The 21,022-nt window shown below is 65.0% G+C and carries 21 protein-coding genes; 11 read left to right on the top strand and 10 right to left on the bottom strand.

Annotation, left to right across the window (positions count from 1 at the left end):
* Positions 1-12: 12 nt before the first annotated feature.
* Positions 13-1,251: a YeeE/YedE family protein gene (locus JJB99_RS17625; protein ID WP_200499909.1), complete on the bottom strand. Its 1,239-nt coding sequence runs from the start codon at positions 1,249-1,251 to the stop codon at positions 13-15.
* Positions 1,252-2,167: 916 nt separating this feature from the next.
* On the opposite strand from JJB99_RS17625, the gene JJB99_RS17630 reads away from it, so the two are divergent.
* On the top strand, positions 2,168-2,419 hold the full coding sequence (locus JJB99_RS17630; protein WP_200499910.1) for a hypothetical protein: 252 nt from the start codon (positions 2,168-2,170) through the stop codon (positions 2,417-2,419).
* 146 nt (positions 2,420-2,565) lie between these two features.
* Here JJB99_RS17630 and JJB99_RS17635 read toward each other — a convergent pair whose 3' ends face one another.
* The 3 genes from JJB99_RS17635 to JJB99_RS17645 all read right to left on the bottom strand — a co-directional run bounded on the left by JJB99_RS17635 (position 2,566) and on the right by JJB99_RS17645 (position 5,480).
* Positions 2,566-3,120 (bottom strand): hypothetical protein, encoded by a 555-nt coding sequence (locus JJB99_RS17635; protein WP_200499911.1) that lies wholly within the window; start codon positions 3,118-3,120, stop codon positions 2,566-2,568.
* Positions 3,121-3,276: 156 nt separating this feature from the next.
* Positions 3,277-4,662 carry a chromate efflux transporter gene (gene chrA / locus JJB99_RS17640; RefSeq protein WP_200499912.1) on the bottom strand — a complete coding sequence of 462 codons (1,386 nt, stop codon included), beginning with the start codon at positions 4,660-4,662 and terminating at the stop codon, positions 3,277-3,279.
* Positions 4,662-5,480, bottom strand: coding sequence for a chromate resistance protein ChrB domain-containing protein (locus JJB99_RS17645; protein WP_200499913.1), 819 nt, complete (start codon positions 5,478-5,480; stop codon positions 4,662-4,664). Before JJB99_RS17645 ends, chrA begins: the two co-directional genes overlap by 1 nt.
* Positions 5,481-5,671: 191 nt before the next feature.
* On the opposite strand from JJB99_RS17645, the gene dmeF reads away from it, so the two are divergent.
* The 3 genes from dmeF to JJB99_RS17660 all read left to right on the top strand — a co-directional run bounded on the left by dmeF (position 5,672) and on the right by JJB99_RS17660 (position 8,515).
* The gene (gene dmeF, locus JJB99_RS17650) at positions 5,672-6,634 is read left to right on the top strand and encodes a CDF family Co(II)/Ni(II) efflux transporter DmeF (protein ID WP_200499914.1); all 963 of its coding nucleotides are present in this window, start codon (positions 5,672-5,674) and stop codon (positions 6,632-6,634) included.
* An 89-nt stretch (positions 6,635-6,723) separates the two neighbouring features.
* Positions 6,724-7,554, top strand: a complete 831-nt coding sequence (locus tag JJB99_RS17655) for an N-acyl homoserine lactonase family protein (protein ID WP_200499915.1) — start codon at positions 6,724-6,726, stop codon at positions 7,552-7,554.
* 82 nt (positions 7,555-7,636) lie between these two features.
* Positions 7,637-8,515, top strand: a complete 879-nt coding sequence (locus JJB99_RS17660; protein WP_200499916.1) for a DMT family transporter — start codon at positions 7,637-7,639, stop codon at positions 8,513-8,515.
* On the opposite strand, the gene JJB99_RS17665 is transcribed toward JJB99_RS17660, so the two are convergent.
* Positions 8,512-9,666 (bottom strand): MFS transporter, encoded by a 1,155-nt coding sequence (locus JJB99_RS17665; RefSeq protein WP_200499917.1) that lies wholly within the window; start codon positions 9,664-9,666, stop codon positions 8,512-8,514. The genes JJB99_RS17660 and JJB99_RS17665 overlap by 4 nt on opposite strands.
* 164 nt (positions 9,667-9,830) lie before the next feature.
* Here JJB99_RS17665 and JJB99_RS17670 point away from each other — a divergent pair, with 164 nt between their 5' ends.
* Positions 9,831-11,090: an adenylate/guanylate cyclase domain-containing protein gene (locus JJB99_RS17670; RefSeq protein WP_200499918.1), complete on the top strand. Its 1,260-nt coding sequence runs from the start codon at positions 9,831-9,833 to the stop codon at positions 11,088-11,090.
* A gap of 38 nt (positions 11,091-11,128) precedes the next feature.
* On the opposite strand, the gene JJB99_RS17675 is transcribed toward JJB99_RS17670, so the two are convergent.
* The gene (locus JJB99_RS17675; RefSeq protein ID WP_200499919.1) at positions 11,129-12,373 is read right to left on the bottom strand and encodes an MFS transporter; all 1,245 of its coding nucleotides are present in this window, start codon (positions 12,371-12,373) and stop codon (positions 11,129-11,131) included.
* Between the two features lie 167 nt (positions 12,374-12,540).
* Here JJB99_RS17675 and JJB99_RS17680 point away from each other — a divergent pair, with 167 nt between their 5' ends.
* Positions 12,541-13,893: an Nramp family divalent metal transporter gene (locus JJB99_RS17680; protein WP_200499920.1), complete on the top strand. Its 1,353-nt coding sequence runs from the start codon at positions 12,541-12,543 to the stop codon at positions 13,891-13,893.
* Here JJB99_RS17680 and JJB99_RS17685 read toward each other — a convergent pair whose 3' ends face one another.
* The 4 genes from JJB99_RS17685 to hemB all read right to left on the bottom strand — a co-directional run bounded on the left by JJB99_RS17685 (position 13,894) and on the right by hemB (position 17,153).
* Complete coding sequence (locus JJB99_RS17685) at positions 13,894-14,283, bottom strand: hypothetical protein (protein WP_246775283.1); 390 nt, start codon at positions 14,281-14,283, stop codon at positions 13,894-13,896.
* Between the two features lie 66 nt (positions 14,284-14,349).
* The gene (locus tag JJB99_RS17690; RefSeq protein ID WP_200499921.1) at positions 14,350-15,126 is read right to left on the bottom strand and encodes an arginyltransferase; all 777 of its coding nucleotides are present in this window, start codon (positions 15,124-15,126) and stop codon (positions 14,350-14,352) included.
* 119 nt (positions 15,127-15,245) lie between these two features.
* Positions 15,246-15,791, bottom strand: coding sequence for an RDD family protein (locus tag JJB99_RS17695; RefSeq protein ID WP_200499922.1), 546 nt, complete (start codon positions 15,789-15,791; stop codon positions 15,246-15,248).
* A gap of 300 nt (positions 15,792-16,091) precedes the next feature.
* Positions 16,092-17,153: a porphobilinogen synthase gene (hemB, locus tag JJB99_RS17700; protein ID WP_200499923.1), complete on the bottom strand. Its 1,062-nt coding sequence runs from the start codon at positions 17,151-17,153 to the stop codon at positions 16,092-16,094.
* A gap of 123 nt (positions 17,154-17,276) precedes the next feature.
* Between hemB and JJB99_RS17705 the strand changes: the two genes are divergently transcribed.
* From JJB99_RS17705 to glyA, 5 genes are all read left to right on the top strand, one after another.
* Entirely contained in the window at positions 17,277-17,768 is a 492-nt protein-coding gene (locus tag JJB99_RS17705; RefSeq protein WP_200499924.1) for a DUF6163 family protein, read from the top strand.
* Between the two features lie 498 nt (positions 17,769-18,266).
* A complete protein-coding gene (ldtR, locus tag JJB99_RS17710; RefSeq protein ID WP_018320040.1) occupies positions 18,267-18,785 on the top strand; it encodes a transcriptional regulator LdtR in 519 nt (172 codons plus the stop codon).
* A gap of 201 nt (positions 18,786-18,986) precedes the next feature.
* Complete coding sequence (locus JJB99_RS17715) at positions 18,987-19,223, top strand: hypothetical protein (RefSeq protein WP_200500200.1); 237 nt, start codon at positions 18,987-18,989, stop codon at positions 19,221-19,223.
* 37 nt (positions 19,224-19,260) lie between these two features.
* Positions 19,261-19,482 (top strand): hypothetical protein, encoded by a 222-nt coding sequence (locus JJB99_RS17720; protein ID WP_074118440.1) that lies wholly within the window; start codon positions 19,261-19,263, stop codon positions 19,480-19,482.
* A 227-nt stretch (positions 19,483-19,709) separates the two neighbouring features.
* Positions 19,710-21,008, top strand: a complete 1,299-nt coding sequence (glyA, locus tag JJB99_RS17725) for a serine hydroxymethyltransferase (protein ID WP_200499925.1) — start codon at positions 19,710-19,712, stop codon at positions 21,006-21,008.
* Positions 21,009-21,022: the final 14 nt, after the last annotated feature.

Raw genomic sequence — 21,022 nt, forward strand, 5'->3', positions numbered from 1 at the left:
ACACGCCCGGTCTTATCGTTTCGCATTGGCCGTCGGTTCTCGCTCGACGGCCAGACCGAACAGCGGCCGGAGCTGCGTTCCCAGGATATTGCCGACGAAGGCCGCCACCAGCCAGCACCAGCCGTGCAGGCTTCCGGAGGCGATCCCGCTGAAGTAGGCGCCGATGTTGCAGCCATAGGCGAGGCGCGCGCCATATCCGAGCAGCAGGCCGCCGACGATGGCGGCGAGCAGCGACCGCGCGGAGATCTGCCAGCTCGGCTGGAATTTTCCCGCGAGGCCCGCCGCCAACAGCGCGCCCAGCATGATGCCGAAATCCATCACGGAGGTGATGTCGGCGAAGATGCTTTGATGCAGCGAGGCCGCCCGCGCGCCCTGCCAGTACGGCCAGGACGCGACGTCGACACCGAGCCCCATCAACACCTTCGATCCCCACAGCGCGAAGGCGGAGGTGATGCCCCATGGCCGCCCGGCGAGATAGAGCGTGGCGAAATTGCCGATCGCGAGCAGGATCGCGCCCCACAAGAGCGGCCATGGGCCCTGCATGAAGCGGCGCGCGCCGCGCAGCTTGGTCCGCGCGCCCGGCTCGAGCGTGCCATGCCGGCCGATCTCGGCTCTGACCGTTGTGAGATAGACCGCCGCCATTACGATCCAGCCGAGCAGCAGCGCCGGCAACCATCCGAACCTCTCGATCAGCGAGACGGCGCCGATGTTCGGCAGCGCGCTCCACCAGGGCAGATGCAGGGCCCCGAGCGTCGACCCGGCAATGAAGGCTGCGAGCGTGACCAGCATGCGGGTGTTGCCGCCGCCGGCGGTATAGAGCGTTCCGGAGGCGCAGCCGCCGCCGAGCTGCATGCCGAGACCGAACAGGAATGCGCCGGTCAGCATGCCGACACCGACCGCGCCGAGTTCGCCATGCACGGCTTGGCCGAACAGCGTGCCTTGCGCCAGCGCGGGGAAGAACAGTGCGGTCGCCAGCGCCAGCATGACCATCTGCGCGCGCAAGCCCGCGCCGCGGCGCGCGACGATGAAGACGCGCCAAGCCGAGGTGAAGCCGAACAGCGCATGATAGAGCGTCAGGCCGAGCGCACCGCCGAGCAGGAACAACAATCCCTGATGCCAGGCGATCGTGCCCGACAGGGCCACCGCGCCGACGAGGAGAATGGCCGCAGCGATCGTGACGACCGTCAGATTTGCGCGGTGCCGATCATTGTCTGGAGCGAGCAGCCGCGCATCAATGGACAGATCAGTCATGTCATCATCCCGGGGAAAGCCGGTCTTTGCAATGGAGCTAACCGTGGCGGACAGCCAGCGTTCCAATCGTCTCGTGCTTTGCGGCGCGCGAGACCGGCCGAGGAACCGCGCAGAGAGCCGTTCAACGGCAGACGAGACTTCACCTTCTCGCGACGCATTTCGCCCGAGTTTTGCTCCGTCGTGTTGCCCTCGCAAAGACAAGGGCGCAGGGAAGGCCGGGCGCCGGCTGGCACTCGCAGGTCCGTGCGCTACGAAAGATGCACACGGGGTGGACCACAGGTGTTGCCGGTCGCCCGGCCTTCCCTGCGCGAATGGTTTTAACGGTGTCCTTCGTGCTCTCCCCGGGGAGCGATGCACTATTGCCCCCGTCGTCTTGCAGATGACTGATGCGCACACCCGGTCGGGCCGCCACATCACTGCAGGACTTGACGCACAGACCCCGGGGGCGTCAGGACCACACGACTTCTCCGTCCGCGCACGTCTTCGCTGGGACTTCGAGAGCTGGCGTGTGCTCACGCCCGAAGCCATACCAAGACGCTGTCAGCATCGTGTCGTCGGCGCGAAGCAATCGCTCACGGCCGAAGCCGCCCTGCAACGCCGCTCGCGCCCGACGCCGTCGCGTCCATCGCAACCCAGCCCGCGGTTCGTGACGATCGCGATCCGCCCCTTGTCTCGGGCCAGGGTGTCTCGCTTGTACGACAAATCCGAATTTCGGTAAAGTGGAATATTTGCGAGGGCTGGGCTTGACAAGCAATGACGCCGCGCTGGTCGCGACTGTTTTGGCCGACGGCAATGGCCGGCGGGGCATAGATGGCGAGCTTTCGCCAGGAGGGCGTGTACTCATCAACGGCAGCTTCTACCCATAGCGAACCTGTGGTCAGCGCTTTAGATTTAGATCGCACATGGAGCTGATCCGATGGCGGTCTATGTCTGGGCCTTTGGTGTAGCAGTCTTCGCCGGACTTGAGCTTTATCTTGGAACGCACGCGCTGCGAAACCTGGCTCCTGGTGTCGAACGCAAAGACGTAACGTTCTTCCGTAAGTTTGCGGGGCAGGTGGACAGAAAATTGTTCAATGAAGAGGGGCAAAAATATCGCGCTTGGATGATGAGAAACGAATTAGCTTACGGTTTTTGGATCTTGGCAATAGGACCGTTCGCAGTCTCATGAGGATGAGTAAGGCCGCCTCTGGTGGCCGCGTTACTTCTGCTCTCGAAGAAAGCGGAGGCCGTTGCCATGCCGCCTATCGGCGGCAGACCGGACGCCGCGCCGCGCTTGTCCTGACCGCTGCTTGTGACCCTTTCCTGACCTCCTGATCACTTTGGCGTACTAACCCATGGAAGACGCATTGGAGGCGATGCGAGCCAGAGTACTGTTGGTAGTCCGATCAGAAAACCAAACCCGAGTGTCACCCCATTTCCCCAGAACAGGCCCGTCATAAGACTCATTAGTGGAAGTTCTGCCCACTGCCAAATTCGGTCGGCCATCGTGAGCCCAAACGTATTGGGAGCCAGCAAGATCAAGTGCAGCATAAAGCCAATTCCACCGATCCAAGCGTAGAACAGATCGCACAAAAGAATGAATGAAAGCAGCGAAGGACGGCGAACTGTTTCGCCCGTATTGAGCGCAATGAAAGATGCCAAAAAGGCGCCAACGACGCTCGCGGCATAGAACCAGAAAACGGGAAGGCAGAGGGCTGTGTCAGGGCGGCAGATATGATGCCAGCTATCAACAAAGGGAACGACCGCTGCGCTTAAGAGCAGCGCCAGGGTAGCCCCAAGAGCTGCGAGCCGTAACCGCCTCCTCATTGGAATAATATGCCTTGTGCCTTCCACAATACCTGCCGAGTTTATCGCCAAAGAACGAAGCAATCTATGCTTGTCTAGATGGAATTGCTCGCTCCTAATTCGGTATGGTTGCTATCAAGTTGATCGGTCGCGCGAGGTCCGGTTGTGGCCCAAGGCCGCCATGCAGCCCATCGGCTGCAATGTCGCCTTCCGATAGCAAACCGGACGCGACGAACCTAGCTAGATCACCCCCGCCAGCCGCAGCGCCACGCCGGCGGCGCAACTTCCCGCCAGCACCGTCAGCATACCCAGCTTGAAGCGGAAGATCGCGGTCGCGGCCGCGATCGAGAGCACCAGCGCAGGGAGATCGACGCTGGACACCACCGGGCGGTCGAACGACAGCGGGAACGCATCCACCGGCACGGTCTCGCGGAACAGCGTGTGCAATGCGAACCAGATCGAGAGGTTGAGGATCACGCCGACGACGGCGGCGGTGATCGCGCCGAGCGCACCGGCCAATCCCGTGTTGCCGCGCAGGCGCTCGATATAGGGGGCGCCCACGAAGATCCAGAGGAAGCAGGGCGTGAAGGTGACCCAGGTTGCGAGCAGCCCGCCCAGCGTTGCCGCGAGCATTGGCGACAGCCCGCTGGCGTCGCGATACGCCGCCATGAAGCCCACGAACTGGAGCACCATGATCAGCGGGCCCGGCGTGGTCTCGGCCATGCCGAGGCCGTCGAGCATCTCGTGCGGCTTCAGCCAATGATAATGCTCCACCGCCTGCTGGGCGACATAGGCCAGCACGGCATAGGCGCCGCCGAAAGTGACCAGCGCCATCTTCGAGAAGAACAGCGCGATCTGGCTGAACACGTTGGCCTCGCCGAGGACCAGGAGCAGCGCGACCACCGGCACCAGCCAGAGTGCCAGCCACACCGCGCCGATGCGGATCGTCCGACCGGTGTCGGGGCGAATGTGCTCGGGCACGGCTTCACCGAGCATGCTGTCAATCGCGGCGCCGCTGCCGCCGCTGCCGTGCGCGGCCGGCGCAAATTCGGGCCGGCCGGCTTTCGCGCCGATATAGCCGATCACGCCGGCAACGACGATGATGATCGAGAAGGGGACCGCGAAGAAGAAGATCGCAACGAAGGCGGCGGCCGCGAGCGCGATCATGATGCGGTTCTTCAGCGCGCGCTTGCCGACCCGCACCACGGCTTCGACGACGATGGCGAGCACGGCGGCCTTGAGGCCGAAGAACAACGCCTCGACGAAGCTGACATTGCCGTAGGCAGCATAGATGTAGCTGAGGCCCATGATCGCGATGATGCCGGGGAGAATGAACAGCCCGCCCGCCATCAGCCCGCCGGCGGTGCGATGCATCAGCCAGCCGACATAGGTCGCAAGCTGCTGTGCCTCCGGTCCCGGCAGCAGCATGCAGTAATTCAGGGCATGCAGAAAGCGGCCCTCGGAGATCCAGTTCTTCTCCTCGACCAGGATGCGGTGCATCACCGCGATCTGGCCCGCAGGCCCGCCAAAACTGAGACAGGCAACGCGGAACCAGACGCGGAACGCTTCACCGAAGCTGATGCCGTGACCGGCATCAGCTCCTGCTTGATTGGCACGGGTGTCCATTACGCCTTGGCTTTGTTGGTCGGCCAGTTGTGAGTCTCGGCGGTGGCGTCGCGGCACCAGCGGTAGAAGGCATCGTAGAGCGTCATGCCGGCCTCGAGCTGTTCGAGGTCGTCATCGTACATCCGCGACAGCCCGAGCGAGGCGGCGAGCAGGCCGGGCGCCTCTGGTGCGAGATCCGGACGAGCGGTGTCGGCGCCGCGCACCAGCGTCGCGAGGCGGAGCAAGGGCGGCGTCGCGATCCCGAACTCCTCGATCATCACGTCGAAGGTGCAGAGCTCGCCGCGGTGGCTCCAGAACACGTTCTCGATGTCGAACGGGACTGCGTTGAAGCGCTCGCCGACGGCGACCACCTCGGACGGCGCCACGTACAGGAACACCGCATTGGGATCGACGAAGCGGCGGACCAGCCAGGGGCAGGCAATACGGTCGACCTTCGGCCGCGCCCGCGTCACCCAGATCGTGCGTCCCTTGGCATCGCGCGGCGGCAGCTTGCGCGTGTCGAGCAGCGGCAGTTTTGCGGCCTTCCACCCCTCGAAGCCGCCCTCCAGCGTCTCGGCCTCGACGCCGAGCTGGCGCAGCCAGGCCGCGGTACCCTGCGCGAGCTTCTCGCCGCGGAAGCAGGAGACGATGGCCCGGCGACCGGCAAATGCGCCGCCCCAGTCCGTCACATTGTCGTGGCTGAGCTTGATGGAACCTGGGATCAGCCGCCGGTCGGCGGCAAAATCCTCTTCTGTCCGCACATCGATCAGGACAGGCGCATTCGCCGTGCCGATCAGCCGTGCCAGCTTGTCAGATGATATTGTCGTGTAAGAAGACATGATGCGCCCTCGTAAGAACAACGGGACGCGATTCTTGGGCTTGTCGCCTCGTGGGGAGATCGCTCAATCCCCATAAACCCCAATACACCGAAACCGCGGCGGACTGTCAACGGCTTGTTTGGTCGATTTCACCCGTGGGCCCACCGGTCTATATTGCGGCCCAACGGATCAGCCCTTTCGGAGACTTACCAATGCATTCCCATTCCATCGAACAGTGGACCCATGACCATGCCTTTCTCGGAGAAAAACACGACGAGAACGAGCGGCGCACCTGGCTCGTGGTCGTCCTGACGCTGGTCATGATGGTCGGCGAGATCGTCGCCGGCTCGCTGTTCGGCTCGATGGCGCTGCTCGCCGACGGCTGGCACATGGGCACGCATGCGGCCGCGCTCGGCATTGCCGCCTTCGCCTACCGCTTCGCGCGCCGGCACCTCGGCAATGCGCATTTCACTTTCGGCACCGGCAAGTTCGGCGATCTCGCCGCCTTTGCCAGCGCGATCATCCTCGGCCTGATCGCGGTCGAGATTGCGTATGAGAGCGTGCTGCGGCTGTTCGCGCCGGTGCCGATCGTCTATGGCGAGGCCATTGCGGTGGCCGCACTCGGTCTCTGCGTCAATCTCGCCAGCGCATGGCTGCTGCGCGGCAGCCATGATCATCATCATCACGGTCATGATCATGGCCACAGCCATGCACATCATGACCACGACGATCATGACCATCACCACCATCATCACGACAACAATCTGCGCGCGGCCTATGTCCACGTCATGGCGGATGCCGCGACCTCGGTGCTGGCGATTGGCGCGCTCGTCGTCGCGATGTATTCGGGCTGGGTCTGGGCCGATCCTGCCGTCGGCCTGATCGGCAGCGCCGTGATCGCGAGCTGGGCGTTCGGCCTGATCAGGACGTCGGGCGCGGTGCTGCTCGACGCGCGCGCCGACGAGAAGCTGGAGCGGGTGATCCGCACGCGGATGGAGGTCGGCGAGGACCGTGTCACCGATCTGCATCTCTGGCAGGTCGGCCCCGGCCATTGCGCGGTGCTGGTGTCGCTGGTGTCTGACAAGCCGAAGCAGCCGGCCGTCTATAAGAAGCGCCTCGCCGGGCTGAAGGGGCTCAGCCACATCACGGTCGAGGTCGAGACTTGCCCACATTGACGTGATCCGCGCGAGCGGAATTCGGCGGCGTGGCCGGGGTTGATCCTCGGTCGCAACTGACCCAAGCGCTTGCCAAGGAGGGACCAAGGATGATGCCCGGGATCAAGCTCGCTCTCGCGGTCGCCGCACTCGCCCTGACCACTCAAGCGGCCGTCGCGCAGTCGGAAAAGACCGGCGTCGAAAAGCTCTACGTTCTCAATTGCGGCGAGGGCACCGCCGGCGACATCTCGCGCTGGACGCCCGGCCTCAACGAAGGCAAGACGATGGACTTCGTCGACAGCTGCTATCTCATCAAGCATGCCAAGGGCTGGTTGCTGTGGGACACCGGCATCGCCGATGCCGTCGCCGCGATGCCGAACGGCCTTGCGCCAGCCGATCCCAAGGCGGTGACCTGGCGGCGGCCCAAGACGCTTGCCGCCCAGCTCGAGCAGCTCGGCGTCAAGCCCGACGACATCAAGGCGATGGCCGTCTCGCACACCCATCCGGACCATATCGGCAATGTCGAGCTGTTCCCGCAGGCCACGCTCTACGTCCAGAAGGCCGAATATGACTGGCCCGGCGCCAACAACGAGCCGCGCTTCAAGCCCTCGCACCCGGTCGAGCTGCTCGCGGGCGACAAGGACGTGTTCGGCGACGGCAGCGTGACCATCCTCTCGACGCCCGGCCATACGCCCGGACACCAGTCGCTGCTGGTGAAGCTGCCGAAAACCGGCGCGGTGGTGCTCTCAGGCGATGCCGTCCACTTCAAGGACAATTGGGACAACCGCCGCGTGCCCGGCATGAACTTCAACAAGGACCAGAGCGCGGCCTCGATGCGGAAGATCGCCGACACGCTCGCCAAGGAGAAGGCGCAGCTCTGGATCAACCACGACAAGGCCCAGCGCGACAGCCAGAAGATGGCGCCGGAGTTTTACGACTGACCCCTCGTGCGCCCCTGATGCCATGACGGTGGCAGCAGGGATGTGCTAGCCGCTCTCACAGCTCCGGGAGCAGGAGGCGGCCGTGGGCGAGTGGCTCGGAGTTGGGATCGCGCTGCTATCGAGCAGCCTCGGCGGCACCGCGGCCGCGATCACCCGCTATCTGGTCGGCGGGGCCGATCCGGTCCTGCTGGCGATCCTGCGCTGGGGCATCGGCTTCCTCTGCCTCCTGCCATGTGCGCTGATGCTGAGTGTCCGCTGGCCGCAGCGCGCCGACTGGCCTTCCGTGGCGCTGCTCGGCATCTGTTTCTTCGGCCTGTTCTTCATCCTCTATAACATCGCGGTGTCCTACACGACCGCGGCGCGCGCCAGCCTGGCGCTGGCGACGCTGCCGCTCCACACCATGATGGTCGGCGCGCTGCTCGGCGTCGAACGGCTGAGCGCGCGCAAGATTGCGGGCGTTGCCATCGCCGTGCTCGGGGTCGCAGCGGCGCTGGCCGCGGGCTTGGCGCAAAGCCCGCCCGGCGCCTGGCGTGGCGAACTGATCATGACCGGCGCCGTGTTCTGCATGGCGTTCTACAACGTGCTGTCGCGCCCGTTGATGCAACGCTCGAGCGCACTCGGATTTCTCACCGTTGGCATGGGTGCAGGCGCCGCCGTGCTGGTGGTCGCGGGGCTCGTGAAGGGCAGCTTCGCGGCGCTCGGTCACTTCACGACGGCGCAGTGGATCGCCGGCATCTACCTCGGCATCGGCGGCGGCGCGCTCGCCTTCATTCTCTGGGTCATGGCGCTGGCGCGGGCAACGCCGACCCGGGTCGCCAATACGATGACGGTCAACCCGATCGCGGCGACCTTGCTGGCCGCGCTGCTGATCGGCGAGCCGATCACGCCCAATCTTCTGGTCGGCCTGGTCGCCGTGTTCGCCGGCATCTGGATCGCGACCAGCGAGGCGAAGAAGGCCTAGCTCCGCGGCTCGGTCCGGATCAGGAACAACGCCGCCAGCGCCGAGAGGCTAAGCGCGGAGGAGACGATCAGCACCTTGGCGCCCATGACGTCGATCAGCAGACCGAAGGCCAGCGGCGCCACCGCCTGTGCCATGCGCGCCGGTGCGCCGATGATGCCGAGGCGATAGCCGAAATCCTTCGGGCCGAAGATCGAGAGCGGCAGCGTCCCGCGGGCAATCGTCAGGATGCCGTTGCCGGAGCCGTGAAACAGGGCAAACGCGCTCGCCGCGGCGCCGCCGAAGATCGCCACGATCACCGCGCCGATCGGATGGGTGAGGCAGGCGAGCCGTGTCGACCACAGCGGATGGAAGCGACTGAGGAAGCCGGCTTCGAGGACGCGCGCGGCCACCTGGGCCGGGCCGATCAGAGCGCCGGCCGCGATCGCCTCGACCGGCGTTGCGCCGGTTGCTTCCACGATGCGCGGAAAATGCACGGCCATCGCACCGGTGACGGTCCAGGCCGCGGCGAAGACGAAGGCGAGCAGGATCATGGTGCGATCGAGCGGCACGTGCGGCTTCTCGGCGGTCGCCGCGGCCTGCTTCGCGCCCTTGATCGCTGGCAGCATGAAGAAATTGAGGGGCAGGCCAATCAGGATATTGGCGGCGGCCCAGGCAAAGCAGGTCTCGCGCCAGCCGATGTGCGACAGGCCCCAGGCGGTGAGGGGCCAGCCGACCGTGGAGGCAAACCCCGCCATCAGCGTGATGCCGGTGATCGAACTGCGTGCCTCCGTGCCGTAGATGCGGCCGAGCGCGGCGAAGGCGGCATCGTAAAGTCCCATCGCCATGCCGATGCCGAGCACGAGCCAAGCGAACGCCATGACCGCAACGGAGTGAGAGAAGCCGAGCAGGACGAGGCCGGCGGCGATGATCAGGTTGGAGGCCGACAGCACCTGCCGCCCGCCGAAGAGATCGATCTGCCGCCCGACGCGCGGGCCGAGCATGGCGGAGATCACCAGCGAGGCCGAGAAGGCGCCGAAGATCCAGTTGGAGGAGATGCCGAGGTCGTGCGCCATGGGATCGGCGAGCAGCGCGGGCAGATAGTAGCTGGAGGCCCAAGCCAGGGTCTGCGTGGTGCCGAGCGCCAGGATGATCGGAAGCTGGCGCTGGCTCATGTCCCTGTCTTTCGGGGGCGGTGGTGTCATCAGTTCCATTTGCAGCTTGCGGCGCGAGCGCGTCAACGGTGCCTGCAGCATATTCGCCCTGTTGTGGGCGGGAGCCTTGGTTGCAAGGTCGCGGGCGGCCTTTCGCCCGTCACGAATGCACGCCATAATGGCGCATGCAATTGACCTCGCGCCTTGCGCTGATGAACTGGGTGGCCGGCCAGGGGCTCACCGGCCTGCCCGAACCCGACCTGCTCCGTGGTTTCTGCGAGCGCTGCTGCGCCGAAGGGCTGGAACTGTCGCGCGGGCTCGTCGTGATCGATACGCTGCACCCGATCTACGAGGGCCGCGCCTTCCGCTGGAGCGATACGCCGACCAACGAGAGCGAGGTCGTCGAATACGGCTCGACCGCGGAAGGCGATGCGGCCAAGAACTGGCGGCGCTCCGTGTTCTATCATCTGCTCGAGCACGGCGAAGACGAAATGGTGATCGATCTCGCCGACGCGCCCTCGCTGGATTTCTCGCAGATCGGCGAGCTCGCCGAAAACGGCCACCGCCATTATCTCGCCTTCGTGCACCGCTTCGGCGAGACCGGCGCGCTCGGACAGATGGATTGCCTCTATTCCTGCTGGACGACGCGGCGGGAGGAGGGGTTTCGCGACGCCGAGCTCGCCGCGATGCGCGATCTCGTGCCGGTGCTGGGGCTCGCGATCAAATCGGCGCAGCAGGTCGACATCGCGCGCACGCTCGGCCGCGTCTATCTCGGCCGCGATGCCTCGGAGCAGGTGTTGCGCGGGCGGATATCGCGCGGCGTCACCGAGCGCATCAAGGCCGTGCTGTGGTACTCTGATTTGCGCGGCTCGACCGGGATCAGCGAGAGCATCGGCCCGGACGAGATCATCCCGTTTCTCAACGACTATGCCCAGGCCGTGATCGACGCGATCCACGATGCCGGCGGCGACGTTCTGAAGCTGATCGGCGACGGCGTGTTGGCGATGTTCACCGGCGAGGACATGGCGCATGCCCGCCGCGCGGCGCTGCGCGCCGAGCACCTGTTCCGCCAGAACGTCGCGAAGCTGAACGCGCAACGGGCGGCCGACGGTCGTCCCATCACGTCGGCCTATATCGGCTTGCATGTCGGCGAGGTCTTTTACGGGAATATCGGCAGCGAGGACCGGCTGGATTTCACGGTGGTCGGCCCGACCGTCAACGAGGTCAGCCGCATCGCCTCGATGAGCCGCTCGGTCGACCGCGAGCTGCTGGCGTCCGCCGAGTTCTACAAAGGCCTCGATGCGGCCGGCCGCCGCTATCTCGTCTCCACCGGCCGCTACGCCTTGCGTGGCATTGGCCATGCGCAGGATCTCTACACGCTCGACCCTGATGTCGACGCGAGCGAGCCGGTGACGGGAAGCTACGAGCGGTATCTGGCGAATTAGCCGGGCTGTTCCCACACCCTCCGCAATGACGATTGTGGCTAGCAGCTCGCCGCGGCTTCGTCGCCGACCATGCTGGGCTGGCGATCCAGCGCCACCGCGGGCGAGAGCCAAATGATGAGCGCCTGCACGCCGAACACGGCGGCGGCGAGATACAGGCACGCTTCCGCGCTCCACAGGCCGCCGACGACGGCGCCCAGCGCCGAGCCGAGCGGACGGGCGCCATAGCTCATGATGTTGATGGCGGAGACGCGGCCCAAGAGGCGTGGCGGCGTCACCGACTGGCGCAGCGTCGTGGTCGAGATCACCCACAGGATCGGCCCGACGCCGAGCAGGAAGAAGCTCAAGGCCGCAAGCCAGGGCGAGGGGACCAGCACAGTCAGCGCCATCACCACCGCCGCAACGAAGCCCGTGATCGGACCGAGGCCGACCACGGTGCCGAACGCGATGCGCTGCATCACGCGCGTAGCAAACAGCGCGCCGATCACCATGCCGACGCCGTACATCGTGAGCACGGTACCGACGCCCGCGGCGGTCAGGCCGAGATGGCGTACGGCGTAGGGCACGAACACGGCGATCTGCAGGAACCAGCCGGTGTTGAAGATGAACTGGGTGATGAACACCGGCCGCAGCAGGGGATGGTGAAACACGAAGGCCGCGCCCTCGCGGATATCCTGCAATGGATGCCGCCGTGGCGAGGGGGCGCGCGAAGGCTCGTAGATGCCGGAGAGCAATACGACCGCGATCGCCGAGAGCGCCGCGGCAAAGCCGAAGGCCGGGCTCGCGCCCCACCATCCTACCAGCGCGCCGCCGAGCGCAGGGCCGCTGGCGAAGGCGACGGTGCGCGCAAGCTCGATGCGCGCGTTGGCCGCCGGCAACAGTTCCGCGCCGACCAGCGACGGCACCAGCGCCGGCGCGGCCACGCTGTAGACGACGGTGCCGCACACCGCCGCAAAGCCGAGCAGCGCCAGCAGCGGCAGATTGAGCGCGCCGAGCGCGAGCAGCAGCACGATCGCCGCAAGCGCCACCGCGCGGAGTGCCTCGGCACCCGCCATCAGCGAGCGGCGCGAGATGCGGTCGGCGAGCAGCCCGGCCGGAATGGCGAACAGGACGAAGGGCAAAGTCAGGGCGGTCTGGAGCAGGCCGGTCCGGCCTTCGGCGACGCCCAGCGTCAGCACCGCGACGATCGGGGCCGCCGCCAGCGCGATCTGCTCGGCCGACTGCGCGGCGAGGTTGGACCAGGCAAGGCGATTGAAGGTATCGGGGAGGCGAGGTGAATTTGGCATGGCTCATGTCCTGCACAGACGATCTGCGTCAGTATCGACTCCGAGGACCGACTAACCCACCCGCTTCCCGACAGAGCGGAGGCAAACGCGGCCAGACCGGGAACCGGCGCGGCTAGATGCAGTTGCAAATGAGTTGCAATAAGCTCTGACTTCGGTATTGTGCCAGCATGGATGCCCGATCGCCCGACATGACCTCCGAGGCCACCGGCTGGCGCGCTGATGCGCCCACCACGAAGAGCCTCGCCGAGGTGAATGCCACGGTCGCCATCCCCACGGCGGGAGTGTGGTGGCGGCGGCTGCTCGCCTTCGTCGGCCCGGGCTACCTGGTCTCGGTCGGCTACATGGACCCCGGCAATTGGGCGACCGACCTCGCCGGCGGGTCGAAGTTCGGCTACACGCTGCTCTCGGTCATCCTGCTCTCCAACTTGATGGCGATCCTGCTGCAATCGCTGGCAGCACGGCTCGGCATCGTCACCGACCGCGACCTCGCGCAGGCCTGCCGCGCGACCTATTCGCCGGCGGTGAATTTCCTGCTCTGGCTCGCCTGTGAAGCTGCAATCATCGCCTGCGATCTCGCCGAGGTCATCGGCACCGCGATCGCACTAAAGCTGCTGTTCGGCATTCCCCTGATCGGCGGCGCGCTGCTCGCCGCGCTCGATGCCTTCCTGCTGCTGCTCCTGATGAACCGCGGCTTCCGTTTCCTCGAAGCTTTCGTCATGGCGCTGCTCGCGGTGATCGCGGTGTGCTTCGCGGTGCAGATCGTGGCCGCTGCGCCGCCGGTCGCGGAGGTGCTGCGCGGCTTCGTGCCGAAGACCGAGATCTTCACCAATCCGGAAATGCTCTACATCGCGATCGGCATCATCGGCGCGACCGTGATGCCGCACAATCTCTATCTGCACTCCTCGATCGTGCAGACGCGCGCCTATGAGCGCAACGATGAGGGCCGGCGCGAAGCGATCAAATGGGCGACGACGGACTCGACCGTCGCCCTGATGCTGGCGCTGTTCATCAATGCCGCGATCCTCGTTGTTGCTGCGGCGACGTTCCACAAGAGTGGCCATTCGGATGTCGCCGAGATCGGCCAGGCCTTCGAGCTGCTCTCGCCGTTGCTGGGTCTCGGCATCGCCTCGACGCTGTTCGCAGTGGCGCTGCTCGCCTCCGGCCTCAATTCGACGGTGACGGCAACACTCGCCGGCCAGATCGTGATGGAAGGCTTTCTTGATCTACGCCTGCCGAGCTGGGCGCGCCGCCTGCTCACGCGCGGCATCGCCATCGTTCCGGTGATCGTCGTCACCGCGATCTATGGCGAGCGCGGCACGGCCGACCTTCTGGTGTTCAGCCAGGTCGTACTCTCGATGCAGCTGCCTTTCGCCGTGATCCCGCTGGTCCGCTTCGTCTCCGACCGCCGCAAGATGGGCAAGTTTGCAATCCCGCCCTACGTTGCCGCGACTGCATGGATCGTCGCGGGCATCATCGTGATTTTGAACGTGAAGCTGCTGGTGGATACGCTGGTCGGGTGATCAGCGCAGACGCCGAGGCTTCTGACGAGTTGTTGGAGGCCCGTCTGGTTGGGATACCCGACGCCGCGGTTCGTATGGACTGGATGGATTCACGTCGAGGTCGACGACCTTCACACATCTCTGGCGCTCGCGATGGCTCGAGCCAGCATGCCATTTGCCGGTGCGGAGTTCGACATTGCTCATGCCTGCCACATCGAGGCACTTCCACTCCCCTTCGGGCGGCAGGCCTGTGCGGGAGCTACCGGCGAACTGAAAGGCCAGCGTGCGTTCCTGGCCGTTGGTATGGCCCAAGATTGCCGGACAAATCGCGCGCGGGTGCCCTTGATAGAAACAGAGCACCTGTTGGCGCTCGATCATGGCCTGCGCGATCAAATCATAGTTGCTCGACAAGGAAGCCTCTACCGCCCGTCCATTTTCCTAGGGACAATTGCCAGCTTATGACCCTTTGCGCATCGATCAGTCCTGTGGCTCGGACGCGGCATCGCCCTGCGCGTCGACACGCAGCCAGCCCGACGGCGCGAGGCGCTGCTGCGGCAGGAAGCGGGCCTTGTAGTCCATCTTCTTGGAGCCCTCGATCCAGTAGCCGAGATAGACGTAGGGCAGGCCCTGGCGGCGGGCGCGGGCGATGTGATCGAGGATCATGAAAGTGCCCATCGAGCGGCTGACCTGGCTCGGCTCGAAGAACGAATAGACCATCGACAGGCCGTCGCTGAGCACGTCGGTGAGCGCCACCGCGATCAGCTCCTCGCCGCGGCCGGTGAGGCCGCTGTCGGGGCCGCGCTTGCGGTACTCGATGATGCGGGTCTCGACATGGCTGTCCTCGACCATCATGGCGTAGTCGAGCACGGTCATGTCGGCCATGCCGCCATGGCGGTGACGGGCGTCGAGATAGGCGCGGAACACCGAATATTGCTCGGAGGTCGGCATTGCGCTGCGCTGCTCGCCGATGATGTCGGCGTTGCGCGCGAGCACCTTGCGGAAGTTGCGGGAGGGACGGAACTCGTTGGCAACGACCCGGACCGAGACGCAGGCGCGGCACTGGTCGCAGGCCGGACGGTAGGCGATCGACTGGCTGCGGCGGAACCCGCCATGGGTCAGGAGGTCGTTGAGGTCGCCGGCGCGGTCACCCACGAGGTGCGTGAACACCTTGCGCTCGTGCCGGCCGGGCAGATAGGGGCAGGGCGAAGGCGCCGTAAGGTAGAATTGCGGGGTATCGCGCGAGTGCTGGGTCAAGGGACGTCGTGGGCCTCCGAACTGAATATGAGCATCGCGCTACGGAAGCTCCCGGTCAATTGGCCTGCGCGGCAGGTCAGATCAGACAGCTTAATGGGTCCGGGTTGATAGGTCCTTGATCACCAGGTTCTGGCGCTGGCCTGCGGCAGAGGGGCGCGGACGGAATTGTTGATCACGACCGTTCCCAGCACGAAATCATGCAGCAGGCGACGGCGGCAGTTGAACAGGCCGACCAGCACCACGAAGGGCGTCAAGAACGAGACCGTCACCCAAAACAGCACGGCATGAGTGGCGCCAAGCACGAAATAGCCCGGCGCGCCGTACCAGGTGCGCAGCTCCAGATCCATCAGGCGCATGCCGATGGTCGCCGAGGAGGGACCGCCGATACAGGCGCCGTAATAGACGATGGCCCAGACCACGGAAGCCGGCCAGGCGATCCCGAACAACAGAAAGCCGACGCCGAGCGTGACCACGCCGAATACGAAAATGAAGACATAGCCGAGGATCACCGGCACCGAGATGATGACGAGGTCGATCAGGAAGGCGAACGCCCGCCGCGTTGCAACGCCGCGGAACAGTTCCGGATGCAGGTCAGGGTCGTAGGCGTGCGGCTGCACCGCGCCGTCATTGCGCCAGGTGCCTGAACTACCCGAGTCATACGACATGGTCCGTCCTCCCAAGGGCTCAAGGCAGGACATGGGAACAGGCCATCTCCGTGCCAAGGGCGCGGGGATTAACAAGCGGAAATATTCCGGCGATTCGGGGGCGGAGAATGCTTGGCGGTGAGCGCCTAGCGCCGCGCAAACTCCCATGTCGTCCCGGCGAACGCCGGGACCCGTAACCCCAGGGAGAGGTTTGGCGAAGACTGGCGTGCTTCCTTCGCCGGTGCTCATACCATGCACCATCGAGAGATTACGCGGTATGGGTCCCGGCGTTCGCCGGGACGACATCGAAGCAGTGCGGGCTTACCTCTGGCTCCGCAGCTTCTCCGCCACCTTCGGCGCAAAGTAGCTGAGCACGCCGTCAGCGCCGGCGCGCTTGAAGGCGACGAGGCTTTCCATCATCGCGCGCTCGCCGTCGAGCCAGCCGTTGTTGGCGGCCGCCGCGATCATCGCGTATTCGCCGGAAACCTGATAGGCGAAGGTCGGCATTGCAAACGTGTCCTTCACGCGGCGGACCACGTCGAGATAGGGCATGCCGGGCTTCACCATCACCATGTCGGCGCCCTCGGCAATGTCGAGCTCGACCTCGCGCAGCGCCTCGTCAGTGTTGGCGCTGTCCATCTGATAGGTGCGCTTGTCTCCGGTGAGCGTCTTGGCCGAGCCGATGGCGTCGCGGAACGGACCGTAGAAGGCAGAGGCGTACTTTGCCGCATAGGCCATGATCTGCACATCGAGCAGTCCGGCGCGATCCAGTCCCTCGCGGATCGCAGCGACACGGCCGTCCATCATGTCGGAGGGCGCGATGATGTCGCAGCCGGCTTCGGCCTGCACAAGGGCCTGGCGCACGAGCACGGCGACTGTCTCGTCGTTGAGGATCTTGCCGTCGGCGATCAGGCCGTCATGGCCGTGGCTGGTGAACGGATCGAGAGCGACGTCGCAGAGGATGCCGATATCAGGAAACTCCTTCTTGATCGCGCGCACCGCCTGACAGACCAGATTGTCCGGATTGGTCGCTTCCGAGCCTTCCTTGTCGCGCAAGGAGGGGTCGGTATAGGGAAACAGCGCGAGGCAGGGGATGGTGAGCTTCGTGGCGCGCTCGGCCTCGCGCACGGCCTGATCGACGCTGAGGCGGTCGACGCCCGGCATCGAGGCGACCTGCTCGCGCTTGTTGTCGCCGTCGATCAGGAACAGCGGCCAGATCAGATCGTCTGTGGTGAGCACGTTCTCGCGCACCATCCGCCGGGCCCATTCGGCCTTGCGGTTGCGGCGCGGACGGACGGTCAGATCGAGGGCATGGGGCGCGGCCGTGCCGGTCCCGCGCGACACCTCGCGCAATTCGATCGGACGTCCGTATTTGATCGCCATCACTCTTCCTCCGGCTGGAATTATTCTTATACCAGCTCGCCTGGTTCCCGTCACCGCGGCCTGACCTGCCGCATGGGATAGCAGCCGATTGATTTTGCCGGGCGAAGCAGCCAGAAGGGGGCCATGTCCGAGATCTCCACCCGCGATGCGGCCCGCGACGGCGCTCTTGCCAGAGACGCCGCCCGAGATCATGCGATCTCAGTGGCGGCGATCTCGTCGGAGCGGACCGAGTCCGACGACAATGTCTGGACGCGCCGGCTCGTGCTGTTCCTGCGGGTGATGGCGCTGCTGTCGATCCTGAAAGGTCTCTATCACTGGGCCCAGGTCACCGGCTTCGTCGGCGGCGAGGACGAGGCATTCGAGAACCAGTCGATGGCCTGGCAGGCCGCCACAGTCTACTTTGCCGTGATCGAGCTGGTCGCCGCCGTCGGCCTGTGGCTGGCGACGCCGTGGGGTGCGGTGGTGTGGCTGACGACCGTGGTGTCGATGGCGGTGATCGAGCTGATGTTCCCCGGCATCTATGGCGGCAGCCTGATCGTCGTCGGCGTCGAGGCCTTCATGCTCGCCGCCTATCTCGCGCTTGCCTGGATGGCCGCGCGCGAGCGGCCGCCATAGCACACAGGCGACATAACGCTCTCTCGTGCCCAGGACGCAGCGCAGCACGCAGTGATGCGTTGTAGAGCCGGGGCCATCTCTCTGCGATCTCGCCTTGGCTTCTGGGTCCCGGCTCCGCGCTCCGCTTCGCTGCGCTTGTCCGGGACACGAGCGTTGCTCGTGGTTGACCGCTGGTTGCGTCAAATTTGCCCTAAGTTTTCGCTAACCCGGCCGTTTCGCCACAGCTGTTACGCGGCCGTTTCGAAACAGGGCGGGGCTGTTCTGGAATGCGACAGATGTGGCGGACGGAGGGTGAACAGGACCTTGCGAAGGTCAACAGAGGGTTGCGAAAAGTGCTTGTGGCACAGGCTTAATCCGCAATTCACTGTCTTAAATTCATGATCTCTTTATTCTCTTATTTAAGCCGATGTTCAAACGGCCCCCTTAAGTTGCACCTATCAGGCGGGACACAAGTTTCGTCGAATAAGTGTCGATAAAAACGACAACAGGGGAAGTGTCATGATGAAAGCCGTCGCAACTGCGGCAGATACCGCAGAGCGCGTCTCCGGCCAGCAGGGTTCGGTGCAGTCGCTCTATCTGGAAGCTTTGACTCTGGTGGAGCGGCTGCATCGCCGGCTCCTCGACGTCATCAAGGACGAGTTCGATCGCCGCGGCCGCGCCGACATTAATTCGGTGCAGGCGCTGCTGCTCTACAACATCGGCGACAAGGAGCTGACTGCGGGCGAACTGCGCACGCGCGGCTACTATCTCGGCTCCAACGTCTCCTACAATCTGAAGAAGCTCGTCGAGCTCGGCTTCCTCGATCATCAGCGCTCGCGCGTCGATCGCCGCTCGGTGCGCATCCGTCTGACCCCGCAGGGCCAGGAAGTCCGCCGCATCGTCGATGCGCTCTATCAGAAGCACGTCAAGACGGTCGAGCAGGTCGGTGGCATCTCGGGCGAGGAGTTCTCCACGCTCAACAAGTCGCTGCACCGTCTCGAGCGGTTTTGGACCGATCAGATCCTGTACCGCCTCTGATTTTCTGGAAGGGATCAAGGCCAAGCCGGCCCGCAACAAGACCGGCAAGCCTTTCCGAACGTGCCGAACTTCCCCAATCGCGCCAGCCCGGCTTTGCCTGGACCGGTGCGTTTTGCCTTTTTGCACCTGCGAAAAAAAAGACGGCACCGCGGAACCAGTTTCCGGCTCGGCGCTTATCTCCTTCGGATCGGAGACATGTCGATGCTGGTTGAGCGCGGGCTTCAGGCGATGAACGTGGAACTCGTGAGCGAAGCCTACGCCATTGCCGCGAATTACCTCCGCCGTTCCGGTGTGATCCCCGATTCCCTCGTCACCGACGAATGCCTGCTCGGAATCATCGTCAAGCTGTTTCAGCATGGCGAATTCAACAAGATCAGGCTCGCCAACAAGGCGATCGCCCGGTTTGAGGCCGAGCCTGAGGCCCGCGCGGTTGCCTGATCAAAACTGCCAAAAATTGAGAGAACCAGAGGGTGCCATGGAAGCTGCCATCGACCGCATCATGCAGACCTATGACCTGCTCGCCAACCGCACCGCGGCGGCGAGCGAGGAGGCGCGCGTGAAGGTGACGAACTACCTCAACACCTTGATGGAAGCTGGCGAAAAGGACCCCCACAGGTTGACCGTCTGCGGCCTGACGTACTTGCGCCAGCTCGACGGTAGCGTGGATCCCGTGAAGGCGGGGTATACCGGGCTTTAGGCCCGGATCGGACCTTCCCTCGACCATCCGCACGCGGGCCATTCCCATCCGGAGGCCCGCGGGCCAAATCCCCTGATCCCCACCATATCTTGCACAAATCTTGCCCTTGACCCGCAAATGCTTGGCCGGGGGCGGGCGATGTGGTAGATCGCGCTCGCCGCTTCCGATCGCCACACCAGACCGCCCGCAGCCCGCCAAAAGGCTGCGGCGGTGGAGATATTCGCAAGATGACCTCAGCCAAGACCGCCTCCGCGCCCGATTCGTTTTTCACCGCCTCGCTCGAGCAGGCCGACCCGGAAATCGCCGCCGCCATCAAGGGCGAACTCGGCCGGCAGCGCCATGAGGTCGAGCTGATTGCTTCCGAGAACATCGTCAGCCGGGCCGTGCTGGAAGCGCAGGGTTCGGTGATGACCAACAAATACGCGGAAGGCTATCCCGGCGCGCGCTACTATGGCGGTTGCGAGTGGGTCGACGTCGCCGAGAACCTCGCGATCGATCGCGCCAAGAAGCTGTTCGGTGCCAACTTCGCCAATGTGCAGCCGAACTCCGGTAGCCAGATGAACCAGGCGGTGTTTTTGGCGCTGCTCCAGCCCGGCGACACCTTCATGGGCCTCGATCTTGCGGCTGGCGGCCATCTCACGCACGGTTCGCCCGTCAACATGAGCGGCAAATGGTTCAAGGCCGCGCACTACACCGTGCGCCGCGAGGACCAGATCATCGACATGGATGCGGTCCAGAAGCAGGCCGAAGAGGTCAAGCCGAAGCTGATCGTCGCGGGCGGCTCGGCCTATTCGCGCGCCTGGGACTTCAAGCGCTTCCGCGAGATCGCCGACAGCGTCGGTGCGTATCTGCTGGTCGACATGGCGCACTTCGCGGGCCTCGTCGCCGGCGGCGTGCACGCCTCGCCCGTGCCCTATGCCCACGTCACCACCACCACGACGCACAAATCGCTGCGCGGCCCGCGTGGCGGCCTGATGCTGTGGAATGACGAGACGCTGACCAAGAAGTTCAATGGGGCGATCTTCCCGGGCCTGCAGGGCGGCCCGCTGATGCACGTGATCGCGGCCAAGGCGGTCGCCTTCGGCGAGGCGCTGCGGCCGGACTTCAAGGTCTACGCCAAGAACGTCGTCGAGAACGCCAAGGCGCTGGCCGAAGCGATGAAGAGCCACGGCTTCGACATTGTCTCCGGCGGCACCGACAACCATCTGATGCTGGTCGACCTCCGGCCGAAGGGCCTGAAGGGCAACGTCTCGGAAAAGGCGCTGGTTCGCGCCGCCATCACCTGCAACAAGAACGGAATTCCGTTCGACCCTGAGAAGCCGTTCGTCACCTCGGGCCTGCGTCTCGGCACGCCGGCGGCGACGACCCGCGGCTTCGGCGTTGCCGAATTCCAGCAGGTCGGCGGCATGATCGCCGAGGTCCTCAACGCGATCGCGCAGTCCGACGACGGCAAGGCGCCGCTGGTCGAAGCCGCGATCAAGGAGCGGGTCAAGGCGCTCACCGACCGGTTCCCGATCTACCAGTAAAGTCCAAGAAAACC

Origin of the sequence: Bradyrhizobium diazoefficiens (assembly GCF_016616235.1) — a bacterium.
In the GTDB taxonomy this organism is placed as follows: Bacteria; Pseudomonadota; Alphaproteobacteria; order Rhizobiales; family Xanthobacteraceae; genus Bradyrhizobium; species Bradyrhizobium diazoefficiens_H.